General features: G+C 52.0%; 19 protein-coding genes. 7 read left to right on the top strand and 12 right to left on the bottom strand.

The annotated features are described in order from the left end of the window. Positions 1 to 34: 34 nt before the first annotated feature. The 3 genes from ACN0YN_RS05865 to ACN0YN_RS05855 all read right to left on the bottom strand — a co-directional run bounded on the left by ACN0YN_RS05865 (position 35) and on the right by ACN0YN_RS05855 (position 3,050). Complete coding sequence (locus ACN0YN_RS05865) at positions 35 to 1,831, bottom strand: pilus assembly protein TadG-related protein (protein ID WP_417384058.1); 1,797 nt, start codon at positions 1,829 to 1,831, stop codon at positions 35 to 37. 61 nt (positions 1,832 to 1,892) lie between these two features. Then, a complete protein-coding gene (locus ACN0YN_RS05860; RefSeq protein WP_417384057.1) occupies positions 1,893 to 2,465 on the bottom strand; it encodes a TadE/TadG family type IV pilus assembly protein in 573 nt (190 codons plus the stop codon). Positions 2,466 to 2,522: 57 nt separating this feature from the next. Then, positions 2,523 to 3,050, bottom strand: coding sequence for a TadE/TadG family type IV pilus assembly protein (locus ACN0YN_RS05855; RefSeq protein ID WP_417384056.1), 528 nt, complete (start codon positions 3,048 to 3,050; stop codon positions 2,523 to 2,525). Between the two features lie 414 nt (positions 3,051 to 3,464). On the opposite strand from ACN0YN_RS05855, the gene ACN0YN_RS05850 reads away from it, so the two are divergent. Further along, positions 3,465 to 3,746: a hypothetical protein gene (locus ACN0YN_RS05850; protein WP_417384055.1), complete on the top strand. Its 282-nt coding sequence runs from the start codon at positions 3,465 to 3,467 to the stop codon at positions 3,744 to 3,746. On the opposite strand, the gene folK is transcribed toward ACN0YN_RS05850, so the two are convergent. Together folK and folB are read right to left on the bottom strand one after the other, a co-directional pair. After that, on the bottom strand, positions 3,743 to 4,246 hold the full coding sequence (gene folK, locus ACN0YN_RS05845) for a 2-amino-4-hydroxy-6-hydroxymethyldihydropteridine diphosphokinase (RefSeq protein ID WP_417384054.1): 504 nt from the start codon (positions 4,244 to 4,246) through the stop codon (positions 3,743 to 3,745). The genes ACN0YN_RS05850 and folK overlap by 4 nt on opposite strands. A gap of 1 nt (position 4,247) precedes the next feature. Continuing rightward, positions 4,248 to 4,619 (bottom strand): dihydroneopterin aldolase, encoded by a 372-nt coding sequence (folB, locus tag ACN0YN_RS05840; RefSeq protein ID WP_417384053.1) that lies wholly within the window; start codon positions 4,617 to 4,619, stop codon positions 4,248 to 4,250. 178 nt (positions 4,620 to 4,797) lie between these two features. On the opposite strand from folB, the gene ACN0YN_RS05835 reads away from it, so the two are divergent. Then, positions 4,798 to 6,111: a polysaccharide pyruvyl transferase family protein gene (locus ACN0YN_RS05835; RefSeq protein ID WP_417384052.1), complete on the top strand. Its 1,314-nt coding sequence runs from the start codon at positions 4,798 to 4,800 to the stop codon at positions 6,109 to 6,111. A gap of 21 nt (positions 6,112 to 6,132) precedes the next feature. On the opposite strand, the gene ACN0YN_RS05830 is transcribed toward ACN0YN_RS05835, so the two are convergent. Both ACN0YN_RS05830 and ACN0YN_RS05825 read right to left on the bottom strand, forming a co-directional pair. After that, a complete protein-coding gene (locus ACN0YN_RS05830) occupies positions 6,133 to 6,924 on the bottom strand; it encodes an SDR family oxidoreductase (protein WP_417384051.1) in 792 nt (263 codons plus the stop codon). A gap of 40 nt (positions 6,925 to 6,964) precedes the next feature. Then, on the bottom strand, positions 6,965 to 7,894 hold the full coding sequence (locus tag ACN0YN_RS05825) for a response regulator (RefSeq protein WP_417384050.1): 930 nt from the start codon (positions 7,892 to 7,894) through the stop codon (positions 6,965 to 6,967). A gap of 343 nt (positions 7,895 to 8,237) precedes the next feature. On the opposite strand from ACN0YN_RS05825, the gene ACN0YN_RS05820 reads away from it, so the two are divergent. The 5 genes from ACN0YN_RS05820 to ACN0YN_RS05800 all read left to right on the top strand — a co-directional run bounded on the left by ACN0YN_RS05820 (position 8,238) and on the right by ACN0YN_RS05800 (position 13,115). Then, a complete protein-coding gene (locus ACN0YN_RS05820; RefSeq protein WP_417384049.1) occupies positions 8,238 to 9,131 on the top strand; it encodes an alpha/beta fold hydrolase in 894 nt (297 codons plus the stop codon). A 227-nt stretch (positions 9,132 to 9,358) separates the two neighbouring features. Further along, the gene (locus ACN0YN_RS05815) at positions 9,359 to 9,793 is read left to right on the top strand and encodes a hypothetical protein (RefSeq protein ID WP_417384048.1); all 435 of its coding nucleotides are present in this window, start codon (positions 9,359 to 9,361) and stop codon (positions 9,791 to 9,793) included. A 149-nt stretch (positions 9,794 to 9,942) separates the two neighbouring features. Next, positions 9,943 to 10,911: a DUF1559 domain-containing protein gene (locus ACN0YN_RS05810; protein WP_417384047.1), complete on the top strand. Its 969-nt coding sequence runs from the start codon at positions 9,943 to 9,945 to the stop codon at positions 10,909 to 10,911. Positions 10,912 to 11,389: 478 nt separating this feature from the next. After that, positions 11,390 to 11,809 carry an adenosylmethionine decarboxylase gene (gene speD / locus ACN0YN_RS05805; RefSeq protein WP_417384046.1) on the top strand — a complete coding sequence of 140 codons (420 nt, stop codon included), beginning with the start codon at positions 11,390 to 11,392 and terminating at the stop codon, positions 11,807 to 11,809. Between the two features lie 217 nt (positions 11,810 to 12,026). Continuing rightward, positions 12,027 to 13,115 (top strand): deoxyhypusine synthase family protein, encoded by a 1,089-nt coding sequence (locus ACN0YN_RS05800; RefSeq protein WP_417384045.1) that lies wholly within the window; start codon positions 12,027 to 12,029, stop codon positions 13,113 to 13,115. 88 nt (positions 13,116 to 13,203) lie between these two features. Here the strand turns inward: ACN0YN_RS05800 and ACN0YN_RS05795 are convergent, their stop codons facing one another. The 5 genes from ACN0YN_RS05795 to ACN0YN_RS05775 all read right to left on the bottom strand — a co-directional run bounded on the left by ACN0YN_RS05795 (position 13,204) and on the right by ACN0YN_RS05775 (position 22,863). Then, the gene (locus ACN0YN_RS05795; RefSeq protein ID WP_417384044.1) at positions 13,204 to 14,574 is read right to left on the bottom strand and encodes a BPL-N domain-containing protein; all 1,371 of its coding nucleotides are present in this window, start codon (positions 14,572 to 14,574) and stop codon (positions 13,204 to 13,206) included. Positions 14,575 to 14,836: 262 nt separating this feature from the next. Beyond that, positions 14,837 to 16,096, bottom strand: coding sequence for a M14-type cytosolic carboxypeptidase (locus tag ACN0YN_RS05790; RefSeq protein ID WP_417384043.1), 1,260 nt, complete (start codon positions 16,094 to 16,096; stop codon positions 14,837 to 14,839). An 18-nt stretch (positions 16,097 to 16,114) separates the two neighbouring features. Continuing rightward, the gene (locus ACN0YN_RS05785; protein WP_417384042.1) at positions 16,115 to 17,569 is read right to left on the bottom strand and encodes a DUF1501 domain-containing protein; all 1,455 of its coding nucleotides are present in this window, start codon (positions 17,567 to 17,569) and stop codon (positions 16,115 to 16,117) included. A gap of 66 nt (positions 17,570 to 17,635) precedes the next feature. Continuing rightward, positions 17,636 to 20,281 (bottom strand): PSD1 and planctomycete cytochrome C domain-containing protein, encoded by a 2,646-nt coding sequence (locus ACN0YN_RS05780; RefSeq protein WP_417384041.1) that lies wholly within the window; start codon positions 20,279 to 20,281, stop codon positions 17,636 to 17,638. 236 nt (positions 20,282 to 20,517) lie between these two features. After that, entirely contained in the window at positions 20,518 to 22,863 is a 2,346-nt protein-coding gene (locus ACN0YN_RS05775; RefSeq protein ID WP_417384040.1) for an efflux RND transporter permease subunit, read from the bottom strand. Positions 22,864 to 22,937: the final 74 nt, after the last annotated feature.

Below are 22,937 nucleotides of genomic sequence, written 5' to 3'. Positions count from 1 at the left end.
CCAAGCAGGCACGAATCGAAACTAATTCGTTCTCTTAATAATCGCTATCCGGATCCGCCAGTAATTTCGCTGGAGGAACATTGGCGGCAATCTTTCCGAAGGCAGTCAGTAACTGTGACTTCATGTCTTCGATCGTTGCACCACCGGGAGCATCAATACAGATACCATTGCACGCTTTGGCCATGGCCTGCATTAAGCTGCGATCTGCTCCTTCACCCACGGTCATGGTGTGAACCGTATACCCCAGGTTGGCTGCTTCCACAGCCTGCCAGAAAGCATACTGTTTGTGCCGATCGCTGGTGGAATAGTCTGCTTGACCATCATCATCAAAATCAGTCACCTTATCCCAGTCCCAGTTACCAGGCAGTGACCAGCCCGAAGGCGAACGGTTAGCATTACCGTCGGTCATAACCAGGATCGTAGGTCGGGCACCTGCACGGCCGTGGGACTGCAATAATTCTTTTGCATCTTTAATCCCATAACCCATACCGGTGTAAGGAGCATAGTGAGAAGCCTGCTTGTGTCTCTGGATGGCATCGATATCCGCGTATCGATTTGTGATCAACTCATCTCCCAGATCAACAGATTCAGAAATTCCCTGTTCATTTAAAACAGACTGCACACGGGATGTATCATCATACGTCACCAGTCCGATGTGGTCGCCGAACTCTAGCCCGCTCAGGAACTGTGTGAACAGCGTTACGCCTTCTTTCATAGCATGGAACGGATAAATGGGGGCCCGCCACAGATCTTCAGACTGACTGTTCAATTTGCGTTGCCCGATCAGATATCCCATCAAAGTACGGTACCCGTATTTTTTACGGTACCCGTAATTGTTGACGGTACCATTGGTACGTACCCAGTTGATATAGTTTTTCCACTGACTCTTACTGCTATAGCTTGAGGGTTCACCATTCAGATTGCCATAGTAATTCTTGCCTTCCTGAGGGAAGGGGTATTTCAAATTACCATGGGAGTCTACTTCATCCAGATCCAGTGCACGATAAATGTAATCATTGTCATTGGAACTGATGTAAGTTCCGACTTCGGAATCAATCTTACCGTAACCCGCTGCGGGGAACTTCAGATTTCCGGTATCTGAATAAGTTGCGCCAGAAGCAACCATGGTATCCCAGATATCATCCAGGTTGGCTTCCACGGCTGATTTCCCCAGACGATAGGAGGACATCGCATCAAATTCACTGTCGTAGCTCATGGAGCCTGAGTAGTCGAGCACGAGCACGATATCACGGGCTTCAATAAATGCGATGGCAGAGGTAGTCACAGCCGCAGTTTTTTCATCCATGAAACCGGCGAAAAACAGCTTCAGGCGGGAATCGGGTTCCCCGGCTTTTGAATTGTCACGCCGGGCAGTCACCTTCACCACATTATAAGGCTTGGCAGTTTCACCCCAGACCATATGAAATGTCCCGTTGCTGTCCTGATATCGCTTGCCGAATTCGACGTCGGTTTCAGGATCAATATACACCCCGTTTAACCGGGCAACTTTTTCAGCAACCGCTTTAGCAGCTTCGACAGCGATGGAATTCGCATCCTGTACGTCGCTGCTGACATTCTGGCTGCCACCGATACCGTCAGCCGTCGTCTGCACGGCATCTGTAATCTGTTGAGCTGCGGCCAGCGCTGCCGCCTCGACGGCGTTACGCATTCTCGTTTTGGTCATTGTGATCACGGCGATATCAATACCGAACGCCATGAAGCCCATCGTTGCGACGAGGACAGGCGCGGCCATTACCATAAACGCACCGCGACGACTCTTGTCGTGCGGGGAACTGGTCTCCTCATCTTTCAGCTGTTGCAGTTGTCTCATGTTTTCCCCCCTCTTGTACTCTAAAAAAAGAGCCACTGACACTTAAGTAAATTGTGCGTTTCTAGTTGACGATCTTAGTCGTACCATTATTTAAAATCAGATCCCAGACAGGATCACCAGCCATTGGTTTGGCCATCGAACCTTCCAGGTTCATAATGTCTGACAATGTGGAATTCATAGCGCCTTCAGGAATCTCAATTCCAATTCGAAATAACCGGTTTCGATTGTCGGAATCACTCAAATCAAATTCTGATCCCGAGCTGGGAGGATTAGGCATGGGATCTAATGGAACCCCGTTTTCATCATCCGCATGGGTAATTGTGATTACCAGATTGTTTTCATCATTCGGAATTCCCGAGGCACGCAGAAAATTACGAACATCCAAAATGATTTTGTCATTCAGTGTCTTGCCAGCGGGCAGTTTTAATCCGGCATCCATGGAAGCCAGACGACCTGCCTGGGCAAGGGCAGCATCCATCACAGTCGTTGTGTGAACCGCTTTGCGAACTGCCACCATTCCCAGAATCAACGCCAGAAAGACAGGCGCAATTAATGCAAATTCAACCGCTGCGACACCGCGGCGGTTCTGCTCTGAGATAACTGACTGGATTCTCTGTTTTCGGCTAAGTTGCATTAAAATGCTCCTGCAGGCGGTTGCCTGCCGAATTAAGTAAAATTGATCTCTGACTGATTACTCGTGACGTCTGACGGAATGTCCGGATAAAACCATGCTTGCTTCTTTAGCGGCTGCTGCTGCTGCCTTGGCCGGATCTACAAAAAACGTACTCAGTAATCGAACATCTTTGTATGGCACTTCAACACGGACCACAAATAACTGGGCTTTTTTCGCGTTGGATAATTCGAGATCAGGTAAGTTACTGAAATTAATTTGAGAGACATCCACTCCCGGGGTATCAAACATACTGGCATCTTTGACCATGATGTCAGCCAGTTCGGCATCGAAGACGGTATTCAGCAGGGTTTTGACTTTGGTTTGCACCTGCGCTGTCGTTACTTCCTCACAACGCCCCAGCTTAGCGCCTTCCTGTGTCGCTTCCTGGATAATATTGGAAACCATGTAAGCATAGGCAAATTCAAAAATGGCATACACAAACACCAGAAATACGGGAGTCACAAATGCCAGTTCCACCAGGGTGAGACCGGATCGTGCTGCTTTCCGTTTCTGATTTGATGCCACTCGGCAATGCCGCTTAAACATTTTTGTTCTCTTGAAAAGGTAAATCAGTTCCCTCCATGGTCATCGTTTTCTTAATCTGCTGTCGTGCAGTGTGCCGGGAGGACGCTTTCAAGAGGGGCTGGAATTGTCCAATAAAACAATAGCTCAGAATTTCCCACCTGCAGGTCTTTTTCTTACAATTTTCCGGAAAACTTCTGGTGTTGAAAAATATCAACAGGTCCCCATAATGCAGCAGAGTCCAATAAAGTCCTGTAGAAAAAAAACACCGTTTTTCTTACTGAATTTCCTGATATTTGTTAATTTCTTGTGTCTGAGAGACTGATATGAAGTCACTTCAATTGAAATTCATGTTGCTTTAGCGATACACTGTCTGCAGTCGTGCCAGCTGGTTACATGAAATCAATAAAACAAGATATGTTTTGGCAGAAATAAATTATGGGTAAAAAGGCATCGTCAACGATCAAGGCAGGCTCAAACATCCAGGTGAAAGAAGGGATCTGTGTCCCGGAATTTCCGGAAATCTGCTGCGAAGGCTGGACAGGAATGGTCGTCGAAGTGCGGGGAAAGAAGGTTTCGGAACGGACCTATATTCTCGAATGGGACGATGAAACCGAACAGAAAATGCCGGCAGCCTATAAATCTCAATGCGAAGAACAGGGCCTGTTCTTTAAAATGGCCTGTCTGCCCGGCGATGCACTAATCCCGCTGGAAGATTAAAGCAGCACATCATCCCGTCGAAAGAAGACAGACTCACTGTTCGCCTGAAGTTCTGCTGCAATCTCTGAAAGAGAGCGTCCCAGTCCCGGCACACAATATCCCGGATCCAGTTCCGCCAGAGGCACCGCCAGAAAAATTCGACTGTCGATATCCGGATCGGGAACGATCCGATGGGCAATCTGTAACTGTGCTGCATTAAAGAGCACCAGGTCAACATCAATGGTACGTGGTCCGTTTTTATTCAGCGGGTCGCGCACACGCAGCAGTCGGGCCTCAATTCCCGGGATGACTTCATCCCAGATTCGTTGCGCATCACAGTCGGTTTCCAATAGCACAGCCGCATTTAAAAAATCGGCCTGATGTTCATCTCCTACCGGCTGACTCTGCCAGACTGAAGACTTGCGGATGATTTTTCCACAGCCTGCCAGCAGCCTGACCGCCTCGGGAAGATGGAGTTCCGGGCGAATATTGCTGCCTAATGCCAGATACACCTGATTCATTTCAGCCCCCTGAAACATCCTCACGTGTTCTGACAACCGTCACACCCACCGAACGGGCAAAACGCAGTGCACCCGGCTTTTCGATTTGCACCTGCACTGACTGAACTTGGAGATCCCGCAGACAAATCCGCGCCACTTCCTCTGCCATTTTTTCCACCAATTGAAAATGTGAGTTCTCAACCAGATCAATGATCTCTTTTGTGATCGTTCGATAATTCACGGCATCGTTGATATCATCAGACTGTCCCGCCGCTTTCAGGTCGACCTGCATATTGATGTTGATGAGCACATCCTGTTTTTTTTCGCGCTCTTCATCGTTGATGCCGATGATTGTACGTAACAGTAAGTCGGAAATATGAATTTGATCAGGCATTTTACTAAGTGTCATTGAAAATAGGGCAGACTTATGTTGAAGACCGACTACAATGTCAGAATCACTATAGTCATAATGCATCCGATTGCACAGCGAAGAATTCCTGACTTCTGACAGGAACATATTGATTCACAGCAACTGCCTCGCCAGCGAGGTTACAAAATAGAATGAGCAGGAAATGAACCAATCTCCCGTATCAAGACGTGAATGGCTGAAACAGACACTGATCCATTCCTTAGGCGTCGCAGCCGCCAGCCAGTTGCAGATCGATTCCACGTTCGCAGCCCCCTCCAAGCCACCGGTGATTTTACTCAGATCAGGCTGGCAAACCGTTAATATCGGCGATATCGGACATTCCCCTGGTATTTTAAAACTTCTGGAAGTGTATGCTCCCGAATTTGAAATCATTCTCTGGCCGAACAGCGTCGATCGTGGCGTGGAACCGATGCTGCAGAAACGTTTCCCCAAACTGAAAATCGTCAAAGGCCGTCTGGGCCGCAACGGGAAACTGGACTCCAAAGAGTTAGAGCAGGCGTTCGATCAGGCCGATTTCTTTGTGCACGGCTCAGGTCCCAGTGTGGTTTCACGCCGGGAACTGGCATTCTGGAAAAAACAGACCGGTAAACCGTATGGCATTTACGGCGTCACCGTCTCTGAAATCAATCCCGAACTGCATGAACTCCTCTCGGGGGCCGATTTCATCTTTACCCGCGAGACGCATTCTCTCAAAAATCTCAAAGAAGCCAAAGTCACCTCGGCATATCAGGATTTTGCCCCCGATGCGACCTTTGCGATAGACCTGACCGATGACGCGAAAGCGACCGCTTTTCAGCAGAAACATCAGCTGGAACCAGGCAGTTATCTGTGTGCCGTCCCGCGTTTACGCTATACACCATACTACAAAATCCATAAATCCAACCGCTGGACCAAAGAAAAAATCGCAGAAGTAGATGCGGTGAATCTGCAGTACCAGGAACAGGATCATGCCAAACTCCGGGCTGCCATTATTGAATGGGTCCGAACCAGCGGTCAGAAAGCCGTCGTCTGCCCTGAAATGACCTACCAGACAGAAATCATTCATCCACTGGTCATCGATCCGCTGCCCGCGGATGTGAAATCCAAAGTCGTGGCCCACGACGAATACTGGCTGCCCGATGAAGCTGGCTCACTGTATCGCGATGCGACAGCTGTCGTGAGTATGGAATGCCATTCGCCGATCATCGCCTGTGCATTCGGTACTCCCGGACTCTATGTCCGCCAGCCCACCGATACGATCAAAGGTCAAATGTGGTACGATATCGGCTTGAAAGACTGGACTTTTGAAATTGACGAGGTCAATCAACGGCAGATTGCCGAACGCGTCATTCAGATTTACAACAATCAAGCCCAGGCGGATGAGAAGCTGAAGGAAGTGATGCAGTCTATTCAGCAACGACAGCAGAACACCATGCAGATTCTGAAACAGGCCGTTCTTAAGGCACATTCTTCCTGATCTGATTTCACCAGAGTGAAACTATCCGAGACCGCCTGTGAGCTGTTCTCCGCCGGCGACGGTCAGGACTTCGCCTGTCACAAAATCAGACCGCAACAGGTAGAGCAGGGCACTGCAGATTTCAGCGGTGTTTCCTGCGCGTTGCAAAGGCACCTTCTGCGCCCGCTGATCCAGATACGACTGATCTTCACCGGGGGGAGGAAGAATCGCTCCCGGTGCGATAGCATTGACCTGGATCGCAGGTGCCAGCTCCAGAGCCAGGCATTCCGTGAGTGTGACCAGCCCGGCTTTGGAAATCCGGTAGGCCAGATGTCCTTTGCCGGCACGTTGCGCCCGCCAGTCGACAATATTCACAATCTGACCGGTCTGTCCCGGTTGGAACTGTTCCGCAAACCGCTGGCAGAGAAAAAAAGGTGCTTTCAGATTAATATCCAGATGCGAATCCCAGTCTGACTCGGTTGAATCAGCCAGTCCCTTATTTTCGAAAACGGAGGCACTGTTGATCAGAATGTCGACTTTGCCGAACCGGGCTACCGCCGCTTCGAAGATCGCAGCAGCTGCTGACACAGGGTCAGACAGATCTGCGGAAACACTGATCGCATTTCGTCCTCGTGTTTTTACTTCTTCACAGGTCTCTTCCGCTGCTTCATTTGAATGGTGATAATGAATGCAGAGATCAACTCCTGCTTCTGCTAACGCCAGCGCCATCGCGCGGCCGATTCGTACCGCTGCCCCCGTGATGACGGCGACCTTGCCTTCCAGATTCAACGCAAACTCCTTCAGGGAAACAGGAATAAAAAAAGCCCCAGTCATCAAACCAGGGCTGTTAAGAGCGTCACCGAAGTGATTTCGTTCAATTTATAGCGGAAACGACTTCTTTGACAACCGGGATTCTTCCGAAAGCCCGTTCAATTTTGCCAACCAGAATCTGCTTTGTGAAGTCAGACTTCAGAATATAGTCGCTGGCTCCATGGTTAAACGCCTGAATAATTGACGTAGTAGATCGGTTCGAGGTCATCACCAGCACTTCCACACCGCGGGTCAGAGGAGACTCTCTGATATATTTGACGGACTCTGCATGATTTCCATCAGCTCCATCCAGATCGAGCAAAATCAGATCGGGAGAATTTAAAGCGGCATCAATAAACGCCTCTTCAATCGAAGCTGCCGTTTCCACATGATATCGCTCGTGTAACAACCCTTTAAACAGGGCACGATTCATTTCGTCCTGATCAATGACAATCACACGTTTTCTGTCTGTCATTTCGTGTTCAAAATCAATGATCTCTCCCAATTGTCCCACGAAGCCAAAATAAACGGCAATCGGGCCGATCCCCGTCTGGAAAACTCCGCAGCGGGACCCCGCTTCCGGCGGGTAGAGTGTATCAATCTGTTCGGTTTCAATCTCAATCGGGTGGCCGAGTTGGAATCCCATGTGATCAACCGCTTTTTTAGCCTGACCAGCGATCATATTTGATAATTCACAGGCAAAATCGGTCAGAACCTGTTCATCGGTAGCCAGTTCCTCATCAATCAGCAGAGAGACTGCCTGGGAAACCAGCTGGCGGGGAACATTCACCACCACGATCCCTTTGCCGGGACCATTGACTTCAATCGCAGAGCTTCTTTCAAAGCGTGGTGCTTCATCGACATCGACAATCTTTTCCAGCTCGGCTGTCGTACCGACAAAATATTTGAAAACATCGATCACAGAATTAATGACCGGGTCCGAGAACCGTCTGGTCAATGTTTCTGTCGTATGTGTTGCAGGAATAAGTGACATAACTGAATCCGTCTTTAACAAATTGTTGCCTCTGAAGAATTCATTCCGCGATTGCAGGAACAGATTCACAATCCGTTTTCTGATCTTCAGAACATTTTCAGATTTGATATTGAGTGCTTAAACTATATGTCAGAATTCACGATACGCTGGAGTCGTTTATATCTGGCACCGGGCACACAATAGGCACCCGCTCTCAAAGTTGTTAAAATCAGCACAACCCGTTTGTAACAAGAATCGACGGACCGGAACGGGATCAGCATCCTGTCACACCTAACATCCTGTTATTTAGCGGCTAAAGCATTCTTCCCCAAAATCTGTCCTCAGGCGACGAAAGAATCAGCATATGATCTCCCGGTTTTCTTTTTTTCGTATTTTTTTCATCTCCTTTATCGGACTGCATTTATGTCACCCTGCTTTTGAAGTATCTGCCTCCACAAATCCTGCAGGGAAATCTGAGTGGTCAGGCAGACAGGATACCTGGCATGGCTTTCAGCGAAACCACTTTCAGATCGAGGACCGCAAATGTTACGTGGTTATCCCGCAGAAGGTCGCTCCCGGCAAACCCTGGGTCTGGCGCGCCCGGTTTCCTGACTTCCACTATGAAATGGATGTCGAACTGCTCAAACAGGGTTTTCACATCGCCTATCTCGATGTCGCCGACCTGTTTGGCTCCCCACAGGCTATTGCATACGGAAACAAATTCTATGATGTGCTGACGAAACAACACGGCTTTCAGAAAAAGGTCGCTCTGGAAGGGGTGAGTCGTGGCGGACTGTTCATTTATAACTGGGCGCTGGCGAATCCCGATAAGGTCAGTTGTATTTACGCGGATACTCCGGTCTGCGATTTCAAAAGCTGGCCCGGCGGTAAAGGAGCCAGTCCCGGCTCGGAAGCGCGCTGGCAGGCCTGTCTGAAAGCATACGGCATGACGGAAGCGGAAGCCCTCGACTATCAGCTGAATCCGGTGGACCGTATCCAGGTCATCGCCGAAGCGGGAATCCCGGTTCTGCACATCATTTCAGAAAATGATCAGGTCGTTCCCCCTGCCGAAAATACACGCTTGATGTTCAGCCGGGTACCTGAGCAGTATCGCAAGAATAATTTCAAAATCATTTCGGTCAAAACAGGGACCGAAAAATCAAAAGGGCACCACTTTACGCATCCGGAACCAGAACAGGTTGTCACCTTCATCAGAGAAAATACGCTGCAGAAAAGCCAGAACAACTCCTCAAAATAAAGAAACTGGCCTCGGACTAAATTAGCAGGATTATCCAAAAAACCGAATTCGATGCTTTTATTTGATCCCCAAATCGAAAACAATAGATGCAGGCACGGATGCTCTCTAAACAGAATTAAACCAGATACTTACTGAATTGAGTGTTCCCCGTGTCTTCCCACCACACCTCCCGACAGACTGGCATCCAGCTGAGCAGACGGTTCGACAGGTTCCGTCGCACTGCCTGCATGACTATGCTCTGCCTGTTGTATGTGATCACCAGCACGGGAATGCTGCCCGCTCTCCAGCCGGGAAAAGGCTGTCATTGTGCCGAGCAGCTCAAATCCAGCAACGACTGCTGCTGCATCAACAAAATCACGACCAGTGACTCCCGGGAAGCAGGTTCCTGTTGCACCTCCCGCAGGCAGAAATCGAGAAGCTGCTGTGGCGTAAAAAAGAAAAAGCCACTCAAAGACCGGAAGGAGTCGCCTCTCCTGCAACTGTCTCGCGCCTGCGGATGCGGCGATGCATCCGATCATGCGTTAGCGATCGCTTTCCCCCGGAACCTGCATTCTGGCCCAAGCCTGTTGAATTCAACTGACACACAGTCTTTTTTGACGCTGTTTGATGTACCGCCTGTTAAGCTGGCATTCTCACCGAATCCCCCTCCGCCGCGCGTCTGAGCGTCTCCCATGCCTCTTTGATGTTTGCAGATTCAAGGTCGATTTTCCTCAATCCTGGATCGACGTACCTGCATTCTGTCTCCTTCCTTACACCGGTGTCGCCTGCAATGCGCGGCCACCGCCTCATAAAATGAAACAGGTAAACTGAAATGAAACGAAAAACGTCCCTCTATCGACGCACGCCTCAAGGCTTTACCCTGATCGAACTTCTGGTTGTGATTGCCATCATCGCGATCCTGATTGCGCTTCTGCTCCCCGCTGTCCAGCAGGCCCGCGAAGCAGCCAGACGATCAACCTGCAAAAACAGCCTGAAACAAATCGGAGTCGCCCTCCATAACTACCACGATTCACACCAGTCCTTTCCGCCAGGTTATATCGCCCGAAATGTCACCAGTGGTCTGGACAGCACCACGGAGACCGGTACCGGTTTCGCCTGGGGAGTCATGCTGCTTCCCTTCCTGGACCAGGCACCATTATACAACCAGCTCAACCTCAATCTGGATTGTACCGTCAGCCCGAATATCGGTCTGGCCACGTCTGCGATCCCCATTTTCCGCTGTCCCAGCGATACAAATCAGGGAGTCTTTACCGTCACGGACGGTTCGAATAACTATAGCCTCTCTTCCGCCAATTACGCGGGAATCTATGGCTACGGCAGCTTGACCGACAAGCCAGGAAGCCCAACAGACAAAGGGATACTGTATCGGAACAGCAATATCAAAATCCGCGATATCACCGATGGCCCCTCGAACACCATCGTCGTCGGCGAGCGGTCACATCAGCACCAGTTCGTCGGAGCTGCCTCAGTCATCCAGGCCGACACAACCTGGTACGCCGCGGTTCCCAATGTGACCCGCCCCGCAGGTATGTCCATGGCCTCCATGACCGAAGGACCTGCCTCACTCATCCTGGGACACGTCGGGCAGGGGGGGATGATGCAGATGCACCACCCGCCCAACACGACCAACCATATCGCCAACTTCTCCAGCAAGCATGAAGGGGGAGCTCACTTCCTGCTTGGGGATGGCGCGGTCCGATTTCTGAGTGAAAACATGAACTACGATACCTTCCGACATCTGGGAACGATCAATGACGGAAACGTCATCGGCGAGTTCTAAAACAGATCCTAACCCCAGACAAAACGACCTGAAAACTGCCCCGCACTGACTTCTCAGCTGCGGGGCAGTTTCTTAACAGGGCCTGCATTAACCACTTATCAATGTTCTGGCTTCTGGTCCTGTGGGGGAAGGCAGTCCTCTGGCCACGACATTTTGCCGGGTAGTCCCTGCGCATCTTCAGGCGGTTCCGAACCCCTGAATCAGCTCAAAATCAGGGACGTGCGCCTCCTGCAGAACCCAAAAGCCTGCCAGTAGTTGCCGCCTCAGACTCAGGTCCGGGAAACTGTTTTTCACTTTTTGTAAATTCCGCGCAAAATCGCGAATTTATTTCTTGTATTTTATTCGGCAATAACATAATAATCTCGAACTTTTAAAAAAGCGTACCGATATAGGCATTACGATTCGAAATCGTCTCGAACAGTTTCAGTAAAAATCGGATGCCATTTTTTTCAGGCACCTCTAGTGGAGGGTTTATGAGTTGCATAAAGGAAGACATCTTCTCATTGATTGTCGTAATGTCTCGCGGGACATTTGTCTAAACGACCAACTGGTTCTTGAAGCCATGGCGCGTGGTGCTACCCGCGCTGGTGCAACTGTGATTTCACAGGTTAGATATCACTTCGGTCATAATTCAGCACCGGGCTTCACCGCTATGTGCCTCCTTGATGAAAGCCACTGCTCGGCTCACTGCTATGCAGACCTCGGCTTAATCGCTCTGGACGTCTTCACTTGTGGCGATACCGACCCCAATGACGTATTACGTTATATTCGGGAAGAGATCGACCTCGGTGATGTCAGCATTCTGGAGATGCCCCGCTTCCCCATTCCCAATGGGAAACCTGCCTTACAGGAAGCGGCCAGCTATACTTGCGAAGCTGATCAGGTCGTCGCTTTATAAGTTCTCAACATTTCCAAACTCTACCCGGAAACCATCAGAACTGCCTACAGTTCTTGTTCGTGACGTGGTAGATTAAATCTGTTGTTGAATTCTTGTCATAACTACCGCATTCAGGTAAGTGTGCTCAGAAGGCTTTTACAGTCGATGAGCGCACTTGCCATGCGTTATGACAGGGAAGGTACGTCCGCTATTTGAGATCTATCAGGGAAAGTAGAACATGAGTGGAGAACGAGAGTTCCACGACGGTCGAGGCGACGGATTAAAACCCTTGAAAAGCCTGGACCTCTCCAGTGTCAACTCCTTCGCCGAGTTGTTACAGGCAATGTCTGAAACCGCCTTTTCAGGCAGAAAGCTGGGCGTCGCCTATGACATCCTGCTGGAAATGTCGAAAGATTCCAACTGCAAAGTCGTCCTGACGCTTTCCGGAGCCATGACGGTCGCCAAGCAGGGGAGTATTATCTGCGACATGATTGATCGCGGCCTGGTTCATGCTGTTGTTGCCACCGGGGCGCTGATTGCCCACGGTCTGACAGAATCGATCGGCCTGGTTCACTACCAGTACAATCCCAACGACTCAGACGAAACACTCTACAAAAAAGGCTACAACCGTATCTACGATACGCTGGAAATGGAATCCAATCTGAATAACGTCGAGCGGCTGGTCCGTTCCGTGCTCAGGGAATCCAAACCGGAAGACGGCGTCTGGTCATCCGCCCGTCTGTGCCGCGCACTCGGGAAGCGACTTTCCGAAATCGACGAAGGTCGCGGCATTCTCCGCAGTGCCTACGAACAGAACGTGCCCGTCTTCATCCCCGCATTTACCGACAGTGAAATTGGTCTCGACGTCGCCACCTGGGCCATGTCCGAGCATATTGCACAGTCCGGTAAATCTGCAGAGGAACTCGATCAGGGCGAAATCTTGACGGCGCTCCCCAGCTTCAACCCGTTCATCGACCTGCAGGAATATGCCGGGCTGATGCGGGACGCGGTGACACTGGGCATCTTCACCGTCGGTGGCGGCGTTCCCCGTAACTGGGCACAACAGGTCGCTCCCTACTACGAAATCGCCAACTTCCGACTGGGGACCGAGTGGAAAGAACCCCGTTTCAAATACGGCATTCGTATCTGTCCCGAACCGGTTCACTGGGGAGGTCTGTCAGGCTGCACCTATTCGGAAGGGGTCAGCTGGGGTAAATTCGTTTCACCACAGGATGGCGGCCTCTTCGCAGAAGTCTACGCCGATGCAACCGTCGTACTTCCTCTGCTGATGAAAGCCGTCTTCGAAAAACTGGACGAAACCGCTTAGAGCGCATCACATTTAACCATAGCGTCTATCAACCTAATATACTCGGTCCAAATCGACCTGGAGACGCTACAGTAAAACTGGACACAGTCTAGTTACTGATGTCCGTCCCCGCAGCCCAGCGGAGTGCGTTGTGAAACGCCGCCCGCGGTCCGGGATAACGCTCGCAATGCGGACTGAATAGAAAAACGCGCCCCTGACCATGCCGGCCCGATACAATCGCCGGCGTGTCCGTCAGGGTGCTGCTCGTCTTCTTGTCTTTGGGCTCCGAACGGAACCAGGCCAGGATCTTGACGCTCTCATCAGCTTCATTCTGTTTGCGCACTTTGACCGGGCCTCCAGAAAACTTGGCCGGATGCAGTCCGCTGACCCGGATTTCATCGCGCGCCTCAAAATCCAGATCGACTTTACCAACCCCAGATGACCCTGCCACTGCGATGGGCAACAGTTGCAGTCGTGAATCGCTGTCTGAACTGGCCAGAAACATTCCCGCACAGATCCCGACATAGCCTCCGCCCGATTCCACAAACCGGACAATCGCTGCACGGCCTTCCGGGCCCAGCCCCTTCGACTGACGATTCGAAAGACCGCCTCCCACCAGCAGCACATCAAACCGGGAAAGCCCACCAGACTGGATCTCGGCAGGGCCCATCAGTGCGGTCTGAAAATCGGGTATCGCTTCCAGTGTCCGTTGGATCCACGCCGGATCATGTCCGCTGCTGCTCACCGCTCCCGGCCCCTGGTAAATGGCCACCCGAATCCGCCCCTCCTCACGTTCCACGGGCATCATTTCGTCCAGCGAACCATCAACAGGACGCATCTGCAACTCAGTCAGCAACGCATGCACCGCCGCCCGCTGCTGCCGGGTACGATACCATTCCCGCCGCTCCCCTGGATCCTTAGCCGACGTGACGACCACGAGCCTCGCAGGCACATCGGCTGCCTGATCCCCGACCAGCCGGGATTCCCAGCGGGGCTCAGCACTGGTTCCCGCTTTTTGAGCCGCTGCCGTCATCGCAGACAGAAGTCGTGGTATTCTGTTTGCATCACCAGCACCGAGAACCTGTGCCCCCTGCGCCTCATCAATCAGGGAGTGCGCATCAAACGACTCGGTTAGCTCGATCACCCAGTCTGGTTTGACCTGCTGCAGCACCTGCGCGACACTCTCCCCCCGCTGGCTCTGCGTTCTCAGTCGCTTCGTTTGTTTCTGAAGCAGCCCGGGCGTGTCATTCGCGTCCAATATTACGACCAGTGAGCCCCGGGTAATCTTCCAGTGCGCGATCTGCTGCGCTGCCCGCACACCGGCATCTCCCACATCAGCAGAGATCCCCACCACAGCAACAACCGGACCGGGCTGATCATTGCTCTGTTGCAGATATTCGACGGACGATGCTGCTGAAATATCCGTCAGCAGAACCAGGGAAACACAACAGGTCACAGCAGTCAAAAGATATCGCGGCATGGCTCTCTCCCGTACTTCAGCAATTATCAAAATGAAATTCGATGATGCTGAAAGTAACAGGGCATTCCCCATGGATTCAATCCAACCGCTGTCACATCACCTGGCCCGTCCCGCGGCAGCCACTTCGGGAAAAATTCGCTGCAGGACCTGCATAGATAGAGTCTGCGGAAACATCAGACGATCACTGACAAACCACTGTCTCATTTTGACCGGCTTTATTTACTGATTCTTCATAGAAATAAAATGGGAATCAGCAGGAGAATCATTGTGGAGCAGGGGACATGCGCGGATCTTCTTTTAGATACCGGGCGATTCCCCGGCCCAGCTGTTGTCCCACTGTCATATATCCCTGCGGGTTGCTGTGAGGCGTATTCCAGCAGGTTTCCAGCGTAATGCCGACCACATGCTCGCGCGTCGCACTCCGCACCCAGTTACTGGAGATCTCTTTCCAGCGTTTGTCATACTTGGGACCGGTCGAAGGGGTACTCTGATCCAGTTTCAATGGCTCGCGCATTTCCTCACGGCAGACAGTGATAAAGGTATCCTGCAGCGCTTTACGACGCTTCGTATTCAGTTCCGGCGGCGCAATATAAAAGAAAGGCTGTTTTGAATTCGCTCCCGGATTATGCAGATCCACAAACATCACCAGCCGGTTCTGCTGGTCGAACTGTTTCAGTGATTTCATCACTGCCTGCACCGCGTTCCAGCGGGGCATCTCGGACCAGTCCCGGTTATGATCGTGAGGAACCTGATTCTTCCCCCCATTCCCGGTTGCTACATTATCGACGTCCATAATGGGGACAAAATAAATGTCGGCTTTCTCTCTTAATGCCACAGCCAGGGGATCATCGCCGACGGCCCATTCAATGAATCCACGTCCTACCCAGCTCCCTCCCGATTCCCATGCATGCTGGCGTGCCTGAACCCAGATCACCATCCGGTCCTCCCGATCATCTTCCTTCCGGCTGACAACCAGGGCCGGCACACTCCGACCAGCGCGGGTCTTACACAATTCAAAAGCCGTCACATGCGTATGCTTCTGATCCAGCGTTTTGACCAGCGCTTCTGCATCAGAGGGAACAAAGGGAGGCCCCCAGGCAAACCAGGCCACTTTCGCATCCGGTTTCACTTTCCACGTGCAGGTCTCTCCCTGCTTTTTCCCCGCTGCAGTCTGTGACCAGCGCCGCTGATCGGTACTGAATGCCGCCCGCGCGGGCAGCGCCCATAAAGAGGACAGCTTCTGACCATTTGCCTGCTTGAGCTGACTGGCATCGACAGTTACCGTGAGTTCTTCCCCAGGTGTCACTCCTGTTACCTGAAAATACCACCAGCAGGGCCAGCCAAACTGAGGATCACCGGCCGGACGAACCACGATCGTTCGCTGTGTCTGATCAACTTCCACCACCTCGGCGGAGCCTCCCGGAAAATCTGCAGAGACCACCAGTTCCTCAGCTGTAGCCGCAGAGAACGAAAGAAACATCGACAACACCCACATCATGATCAGACAGTGCATTCTCGACATCGTTGCTCCCTTGTGAGTCTATTTTAAGATTCCTTCAGCGACTTTACCCTGACCGGCTTCCACCAGAGCCACTGGTTGTGCATTATGATCGAAATGTAACTCGTCCGCCTTCAGTCCGAACTGATGCAGCAGTGTCGCATGAAAATCATGCTGTGTGACAACATCCTGGACAGCCCGGTGACCAAAATCATCCGTGGCACCATGAATGTGCCCCTCTTTGATACCGCCTCCGGCCATCCAGATACTGAAGCCCTCGGTATTGTGGTCGCGGCCTGGTTTTTTACCGGCTCCGCGGTCCTGTACGACGGGCAAACGTCCCATTTCGCCTCCCCATTGTACCATCGTGGAATCGAGTAAACCACGCTGTTTCAGGTCAGTCACCAGGGCAGCACATGGTTTATCGCAGGTGCGACATCGGGATTCCAGTGCCGCAAAAATGTTCTCGTGCATGTCCCAGGCGTAATTCCAGATCTGCACAAAACGCACGCCGCGTTCGACAAACCGTCGTGCCAGCATACAGGCATCTGCGAATTCTTTGGTCACCGGATCATCGGCTCCATACATCTTGTGAGTTGCTTCCGACTCTCTGGTCAGGTCCAGCGCTTCGGTGGCCGCCGTCTGCATGCGGGCCGCCAGTTCATAGCTGGCAATCCGGGCTGCCAGATCGTCTTCACCGGGATGCCGCTCCAGATGAATCTGGTTCAACTCTTTTAACAGATCCAGCTGATTACTCTGTGGCTTTCCCCTTAGCTGTGAAATCGGGTTCAGATTCGCGATTCGCGGTTCCGATTTACTGACCACGGTTCCCTGATAAATCGAAGGCAACTGGCGGCTGTCCCAGTAGGGAGAACCAACGGGATTGCGGGGAATCGTAATTGCGACAAACGCCGGCAGGTTCTGAGTCTCTGCACCGAGACCATAAGTCACCCAGCTCCCCAGTGAAGGCCAGCCTTCACGCCCGCGACCGGTGGTCATCGCCCGCATCCCGGCCACATGATTCCGAATGTTGGGTAACTGCATGGATCGAATCAGAGTCACATCATCGACAATTTCGCCGAAATGAGGCAGCAGGGCGGTGTTGATTTCCATCCCCGATTCGCCACACTTCTCAAAAGTATCCGGGGCCGGCATGATGATCGAAGTCGCCTGACCGGCGTTGTCATATTTAATACCGTCACCAGGAAACCGTTTGCCCGCATATTCATCCAGCATCGGCTTTCTGTCAAACAGATCCAGATGGCTCGGACCGCCGCCACAGAAAATCGAAATCATTGATTTCGCCCGCGCCGGGTGACTCGTCTTTTTCGGTTTCAGATCGTATGTCTTTTCCTCCAGGGCCGGCTTTTCGGGTGCCGCCAGCAGATCATCGTCTTTCAACAATGTCGCCAGAGCCAGAGAAGAAATACCAAAGGCACTTTGCGCCAGAAAGTGGCGACGGGAACTGTTTGAATAATCGTGACTGTTCTGTAACACAATACACTCCCTTCGGAGAGAGATGAATCAGACAGGCATCCTGCTGACACCTGACCATAAATAGATTTATTCGACGTATAAAAACTGATTGGTACCAAACAGCACATGACATAGAGAAGCCAAAGCTTCCTGTTGAGGGTCTTTTACTTTTTTCGCCTGGTATTCCTGTAACTGTAATTGAAAATGTTTCTGCAGCGCCTGCATTTCTGCCGGCGACGGTTCACTACTCAATGCCAGTTCCCAGGCGGTCTGCACCAGTTTCGCGTCATCAGCAGATTTGCCCGCAGTCGCCAGCACCCGTTTGGCAAACGCAACAGAGTGCTCCCGCATGAACTCGCTGTTCAGCAAGGCCAGTGACTGCGTCGCCACAGTCGAAGAGACCCGTCGCTCGCAGTTTGGCTCCATACTCGGTGCATCAAAGGCGTTCAGCATCGTAACCGGCTGAGTGCGTCTTACCTGGATATAGATAGAACGCTTCAGTTCCCGCCGATCGGGTGAAACTTTTCCTGTACCTACCGTAATGATTCCACTGTCAGCCAGTGAGACGGGAATCGGTGCGCCAAACTGGTCCCGATTCAGTTCGCCGCTGACGGCCAGAATCGCATCGCGGATGGATTCCGCTTCCAGTCGTCTCAGGTTCATTCTCCAGAGCAGCCGGTTATCCGCATCCACTGCCATCGCTTGTTCGGATTGCGCAGCAGAGGTTTGACGATAGGTCCGCGAAGTCATGATCAACCGGTGAATCCGCTTTAATTCCCAGCCATGCTCCATGAAGTCGGCAGCCAGCCAGTCCAGCAGTTCGGGATGCGTCGGAGTAGCAGAGCGCGAACCAAAATCTCCCGTCGAATCAACGATGGCCTGCCCGAAATGATGCATCCAGAAGCGGTTCATCAACACACGAGCCACCAGCGGATGCTGGCCACTCGTCAGATAACGGGCATAAGCCAGTCGACGACCAGACGTCGGGATCGCGGGATCATTGACGGGAAAGGTGTTTTGCGTTTTGGAACCGACAACCATCAATCCCCCCGGCGCAATCTTTTCTGATTCGGGAGACGACATATCCCCCCGGTAAAAGACAAACGTTTCCGGTAGATGCTGAGTGTCTTCGGTCGCCACACGGATGTATTCCGGCTGTGGGATCTGCTTTCTCAGTTCATCAGCTTCGGCTTTCACGTCTTCATAGCGCTTGGCCAGTTCCTTACCATCTTTGTAGCGTGCCAGGAACAGATGCAGACGTCCGGGAACCAGCAGGTCCAGCATCGGGTATTTCTTCTTCAGGAAATCCGTCTGTTCTGCGGTCCGTTCCTTGACGGCCGTTTCATAAGCGGTCTGAGCCCGTTCACGATCTGCTTCAGGAACTTCTTTCAGCACCCGTTCTGCGATCAGCTGCGTTACTTCTGCCTTAATCTGATTATGCTGCTCATCCAGCTTTTTGACTTGCGCCGACAGTTCTGCCGCTTTCGCTTTTTCTTCTTTCGACATCAGCGCGGCCCGACGACTGGCAGGCATCCGCCATTTGTCGGCATCGTACACGGGAGCAATCACTGCCCGCAGGCGATAAAAGTCTTCCTGGGGAATCGGATCGAACCGGTGATGATGACACTCGGCACAACCGACGGTCATCCCCAGTAACGACGAGGACATAATTTTCACGGTTTCCGTGATCACCTGATTCCGGGCCAGAGCAGGGTCCATCGGACTCGAGCCCGTTCCGTCCGGTGCCAGACGTAAAAATCCTGTCGCTGTCAACTTGTCGCACACCGCCGGATCCTGATCGACCAGTTTCTGCGCGGTCGCATGCGTGGCTTTGACCAGTTCATCACCTGCCAGTTGTTCGCTGATAAACTCATCCCAGGGTTTATCAGCATTCAGTGAGCGAATCACATAATCGCGATAATGCCACGCATCTGCACGAATCACATCTTTATCATTGTAGCCTTCTGAATCCGCGTACCCGGCGACATCCAGCCAGTGCCGTGCCCAGCGTTCCCCGTAATGGGGAGAGGCCAGCAGACGATCAATCATTTTCTCATAGGCATCCGCTGACTTGTCTGCCAGATACGTTTTCACATCTTCGGGAGCAGGAGGGAGGCCGGTTAAATCAAAGGCAGCACGACGAATCAGCGTCAGTCGATCCGCTTCCTCAGAAAACCAGAGCCCATGCTGCGAAAGTTTCCGGGCAACAAACGCATCTACGGGATTCAGTTTCGCTGCTTTCCCCTCTTTAGAGAGACGCGCGACTTCCGGAAGTTTGACTTTTTGAATGGGTTGAAAGGCCCAGTGTGAGCGTTCGGCTTCTGTGACCAGAAACTCACCCGGTTTCACATCACCCGTTGGCTCCGGTCCCGCAGCAGCGCCCTGATCAATCCATCTGGCGATCAACGCGACTTCTTCGGGTTTCAATCGCAGTTTTTCATCGGGAGGCATATCGCCCGATTCCACGTATTGAAACAGCAGACTGTCGGCATGGTTGCCGGGCACAAGGGACTCTCCTGAATCGCCTCCTTTCAGAATCAAACGCTTCAAGCGCAGATCGAGTGCGCCGGAAAGTTCTTTTTCTTCGCCGTGACAATGAAAGCAGTACGCCTTGAAAATAGGACGGATGTCTTTTTCAAACGTCACCGGTTCTTCAGCGGCGGTCGCAGAGAACGTCCACGCAGACAGTGAGAACAAGCCGGTCAGCAGGAATGCATGCAAGCGATTTAACAAAGCGCTGTTCCTTCATGTCGGGGAACATCTTTTAAGGCGGGAGTCATTTCGCTGAACTCTCAACGAATATAACTACAGTGGTGGGAATCCTTTATAACGTTTATCGGCTGCAAAGTCAAATTATTTAACTTTACTTACAGTATTCCGAAACCATTTCCGAAAGACGAAAAGCGAGCGAATGACGGCTTGAAATCGATATCACAGGCAGTCACTGGAGTTACAGCAACGGGATACGATTACTCGCCGACCAGCGTCTGTTCCACCACCGTGGGATCAGGTATTTCCTCCGGTTCTTCCATCGCAGGCACCTGGGAACGTTTGGCGTAGCGTGCGAGCAACGCTGGCAGGAAGACCAGGTCCCCAAACAAGGCAGACGAAATCGTCAGCCCGCTCATGATGGCGAAGATCCGCTGATCGCGCATGTCACTGAAAATCACCGTCGAAAAGCCGGCGACCAGAATCACCGTCGTCATGATCAATGCTGTTCCCACGCCGGTAAAAGCGCGACGGATGGCTTCGTCATCGCTGTCGACCAGGAGCTGTTCTTCCCGGAATCGGGTCAGAAAGTGAATCGTATCGTCGACGGCAATTCCCAGACAGACTGTAAACGCACACACGCTGACAATCTCCAGCGCCTGCCCGGTAAAGACCAGAAACGCGCCGGTGACAGCCAGGGGAAACATGTTCGGAATGATGGAAATCAACCCCAGCCGCAGAGAATGGAAGGCAAATGCCAGCACAACCAGAATGATAATCGCGGCACTTCCCAGGCTGGACGCCAGGTCCACCACGATCTGATACAGGTTCCGCCAGCGCCAAACCGCCGAACCGGTCAACTCAAATTGAAAGTGTGGATGCGCTGCGCCAATCGTTTTCAGTCCTTCTTCGATCCGCGTGAAGGTCGGACCATAGCGGGCGATGCCCAGATCCTGCACATGAAAACTGACTTCGGCCTGATTACGTTCCGGTGTATAGAAAGCACGCTTCAGTGGAGGAGGCAGCAGATCCATCATCGACATCCGCTCTTCCGGTTTGCCTTCACCCGGCAGTGCTCCCAGGATATTGCGGATCGAAATCGGATGGCCGATCAGATCTTCCTTAAGCAGTAAATCATCAACTTCACTGATGGCAATCAGCACTTCCGGGGAATCGGAGGGAACATCATCATCCCAGGTTACATGCACGCGCGAATGTTCCAGCCCGCCCATCGCCCGGTCCATATGACTGAGGGCTACCGCTGCTTCGGAACCGTCCGGCAGCATATTGGCCCGCCGTTCATCGGGGCGCAGAGTCAGTGAAATCAGAATCAGAACCACGGTGACACCGATCCCCAGCGAACTGATCAGACGGGTCCGCTTGAGAACCATCTCAATAATAACACTGATGCGACCCAGATGCCGATCGATGATCCCTTTCCCATAGCCGACATGAATCGAACGTCCCAGCCAGGTGCGGCAGGCCAGGGGAATGACCGTAATCACCGCGATAAAAGTCAGCAGCACTCCGACCACACAACTGTATCCGAATTCGCGCACGGTTTCATGATGGGCCAGTGAAAGCGAGCCAAAGCCGATGGCCGTCGTGACGGAAGTCAACAGACAGGCCAGCCCGACCTCCTGCACGCCCCGCCGGGCGGCATCCCGACCACTCAAACCGGCAGCCCGGTGTTTTCGGATCTGCACCATCAGATGCACGCCATCTGTCAGTCCCACCAGACTCAATAAAACCGGCAGCACAACGTCATTAAACGGATTGTCCTGAAAATCCAGGAACTGGATAAACCCCATCGTCAGAAAAACGCCGAACATCGGCGCCAGCGCGACAATGATCACGGCAGAGATCCCGCGAAACAAAATGATCGCCATGAACAGGATCATGCCATAACCGATGACCTGGTATTTCACCTTGTTCGCATTATGAGTCCGCACGGCAGTCAGATAGATTGGTACCCGTCCCGTCGTCAGAAAAGAGAAATCCACGTCCGGATATTTCGCAGCAGCTTCGCGTGCCACTTCTTTCAAGCCGGTCGTACAGGCGTCATCATCCGTCACATGCAGCCAGTCGAACTTGATCATCAGCAACAGCGTGTTCCCATCGACCGACAGCATCTGACCACCCGCCAGCGGGTGTGCCACAGCTTTCTCTTTCGCAGCATCCAGTCGTTTCTGAGAAGCCCGTTCATTGGGAATCAAAGGCTCGCGTAACCCGAAGATATTCAGATTCGGAATATCTTCCAGCCAGAACACACTGCTGACATAATCCAGTGATTCAATCTGTTCAACAATCTCGCGCAGCGCTTTAATTCGATCCGTCGTGAAGAAGTTTTCTGAATCTATCACCAGAATAGTATCGGCGTCGGTCAGACTGATCGGGTCAACATCCGGGGGGGCTTCGCGTACCTTGCGTGGTTTATCCGCTTTCTGCTGTACCTGTTCTGCGGGAGCCGGTTTAAACCAGTCGCGAACCTCTTCGGGCATTGTGTAGCCCAGCATCGCAATTCCACTCAGCAGCAGAATAAACAGCGTGACCATGACAGGATGGTCGGCCATCCAGACAGAACATCGATTAAACGCGCGAAACACTCTCGATTCTCTTTCTTTCAGTTGTAGGGATCAAGTATCGCAGAAAATAGAACAGAGCGAACGCGAACGTTCAG

The sequence above is a fragment of the Gimesia sp. genome (assembly GCF_048260065.1).
In the GTDB taxonomy this organism is placed as follows: domain Bacteria; phylum Planctomycetota; class Planctomycetia; order Planctomycetales; family Planctomycetaceae; genus Gimesia.
This window is presented reverse-complemented; position numbering and strand designations above follow the sequence as displayed.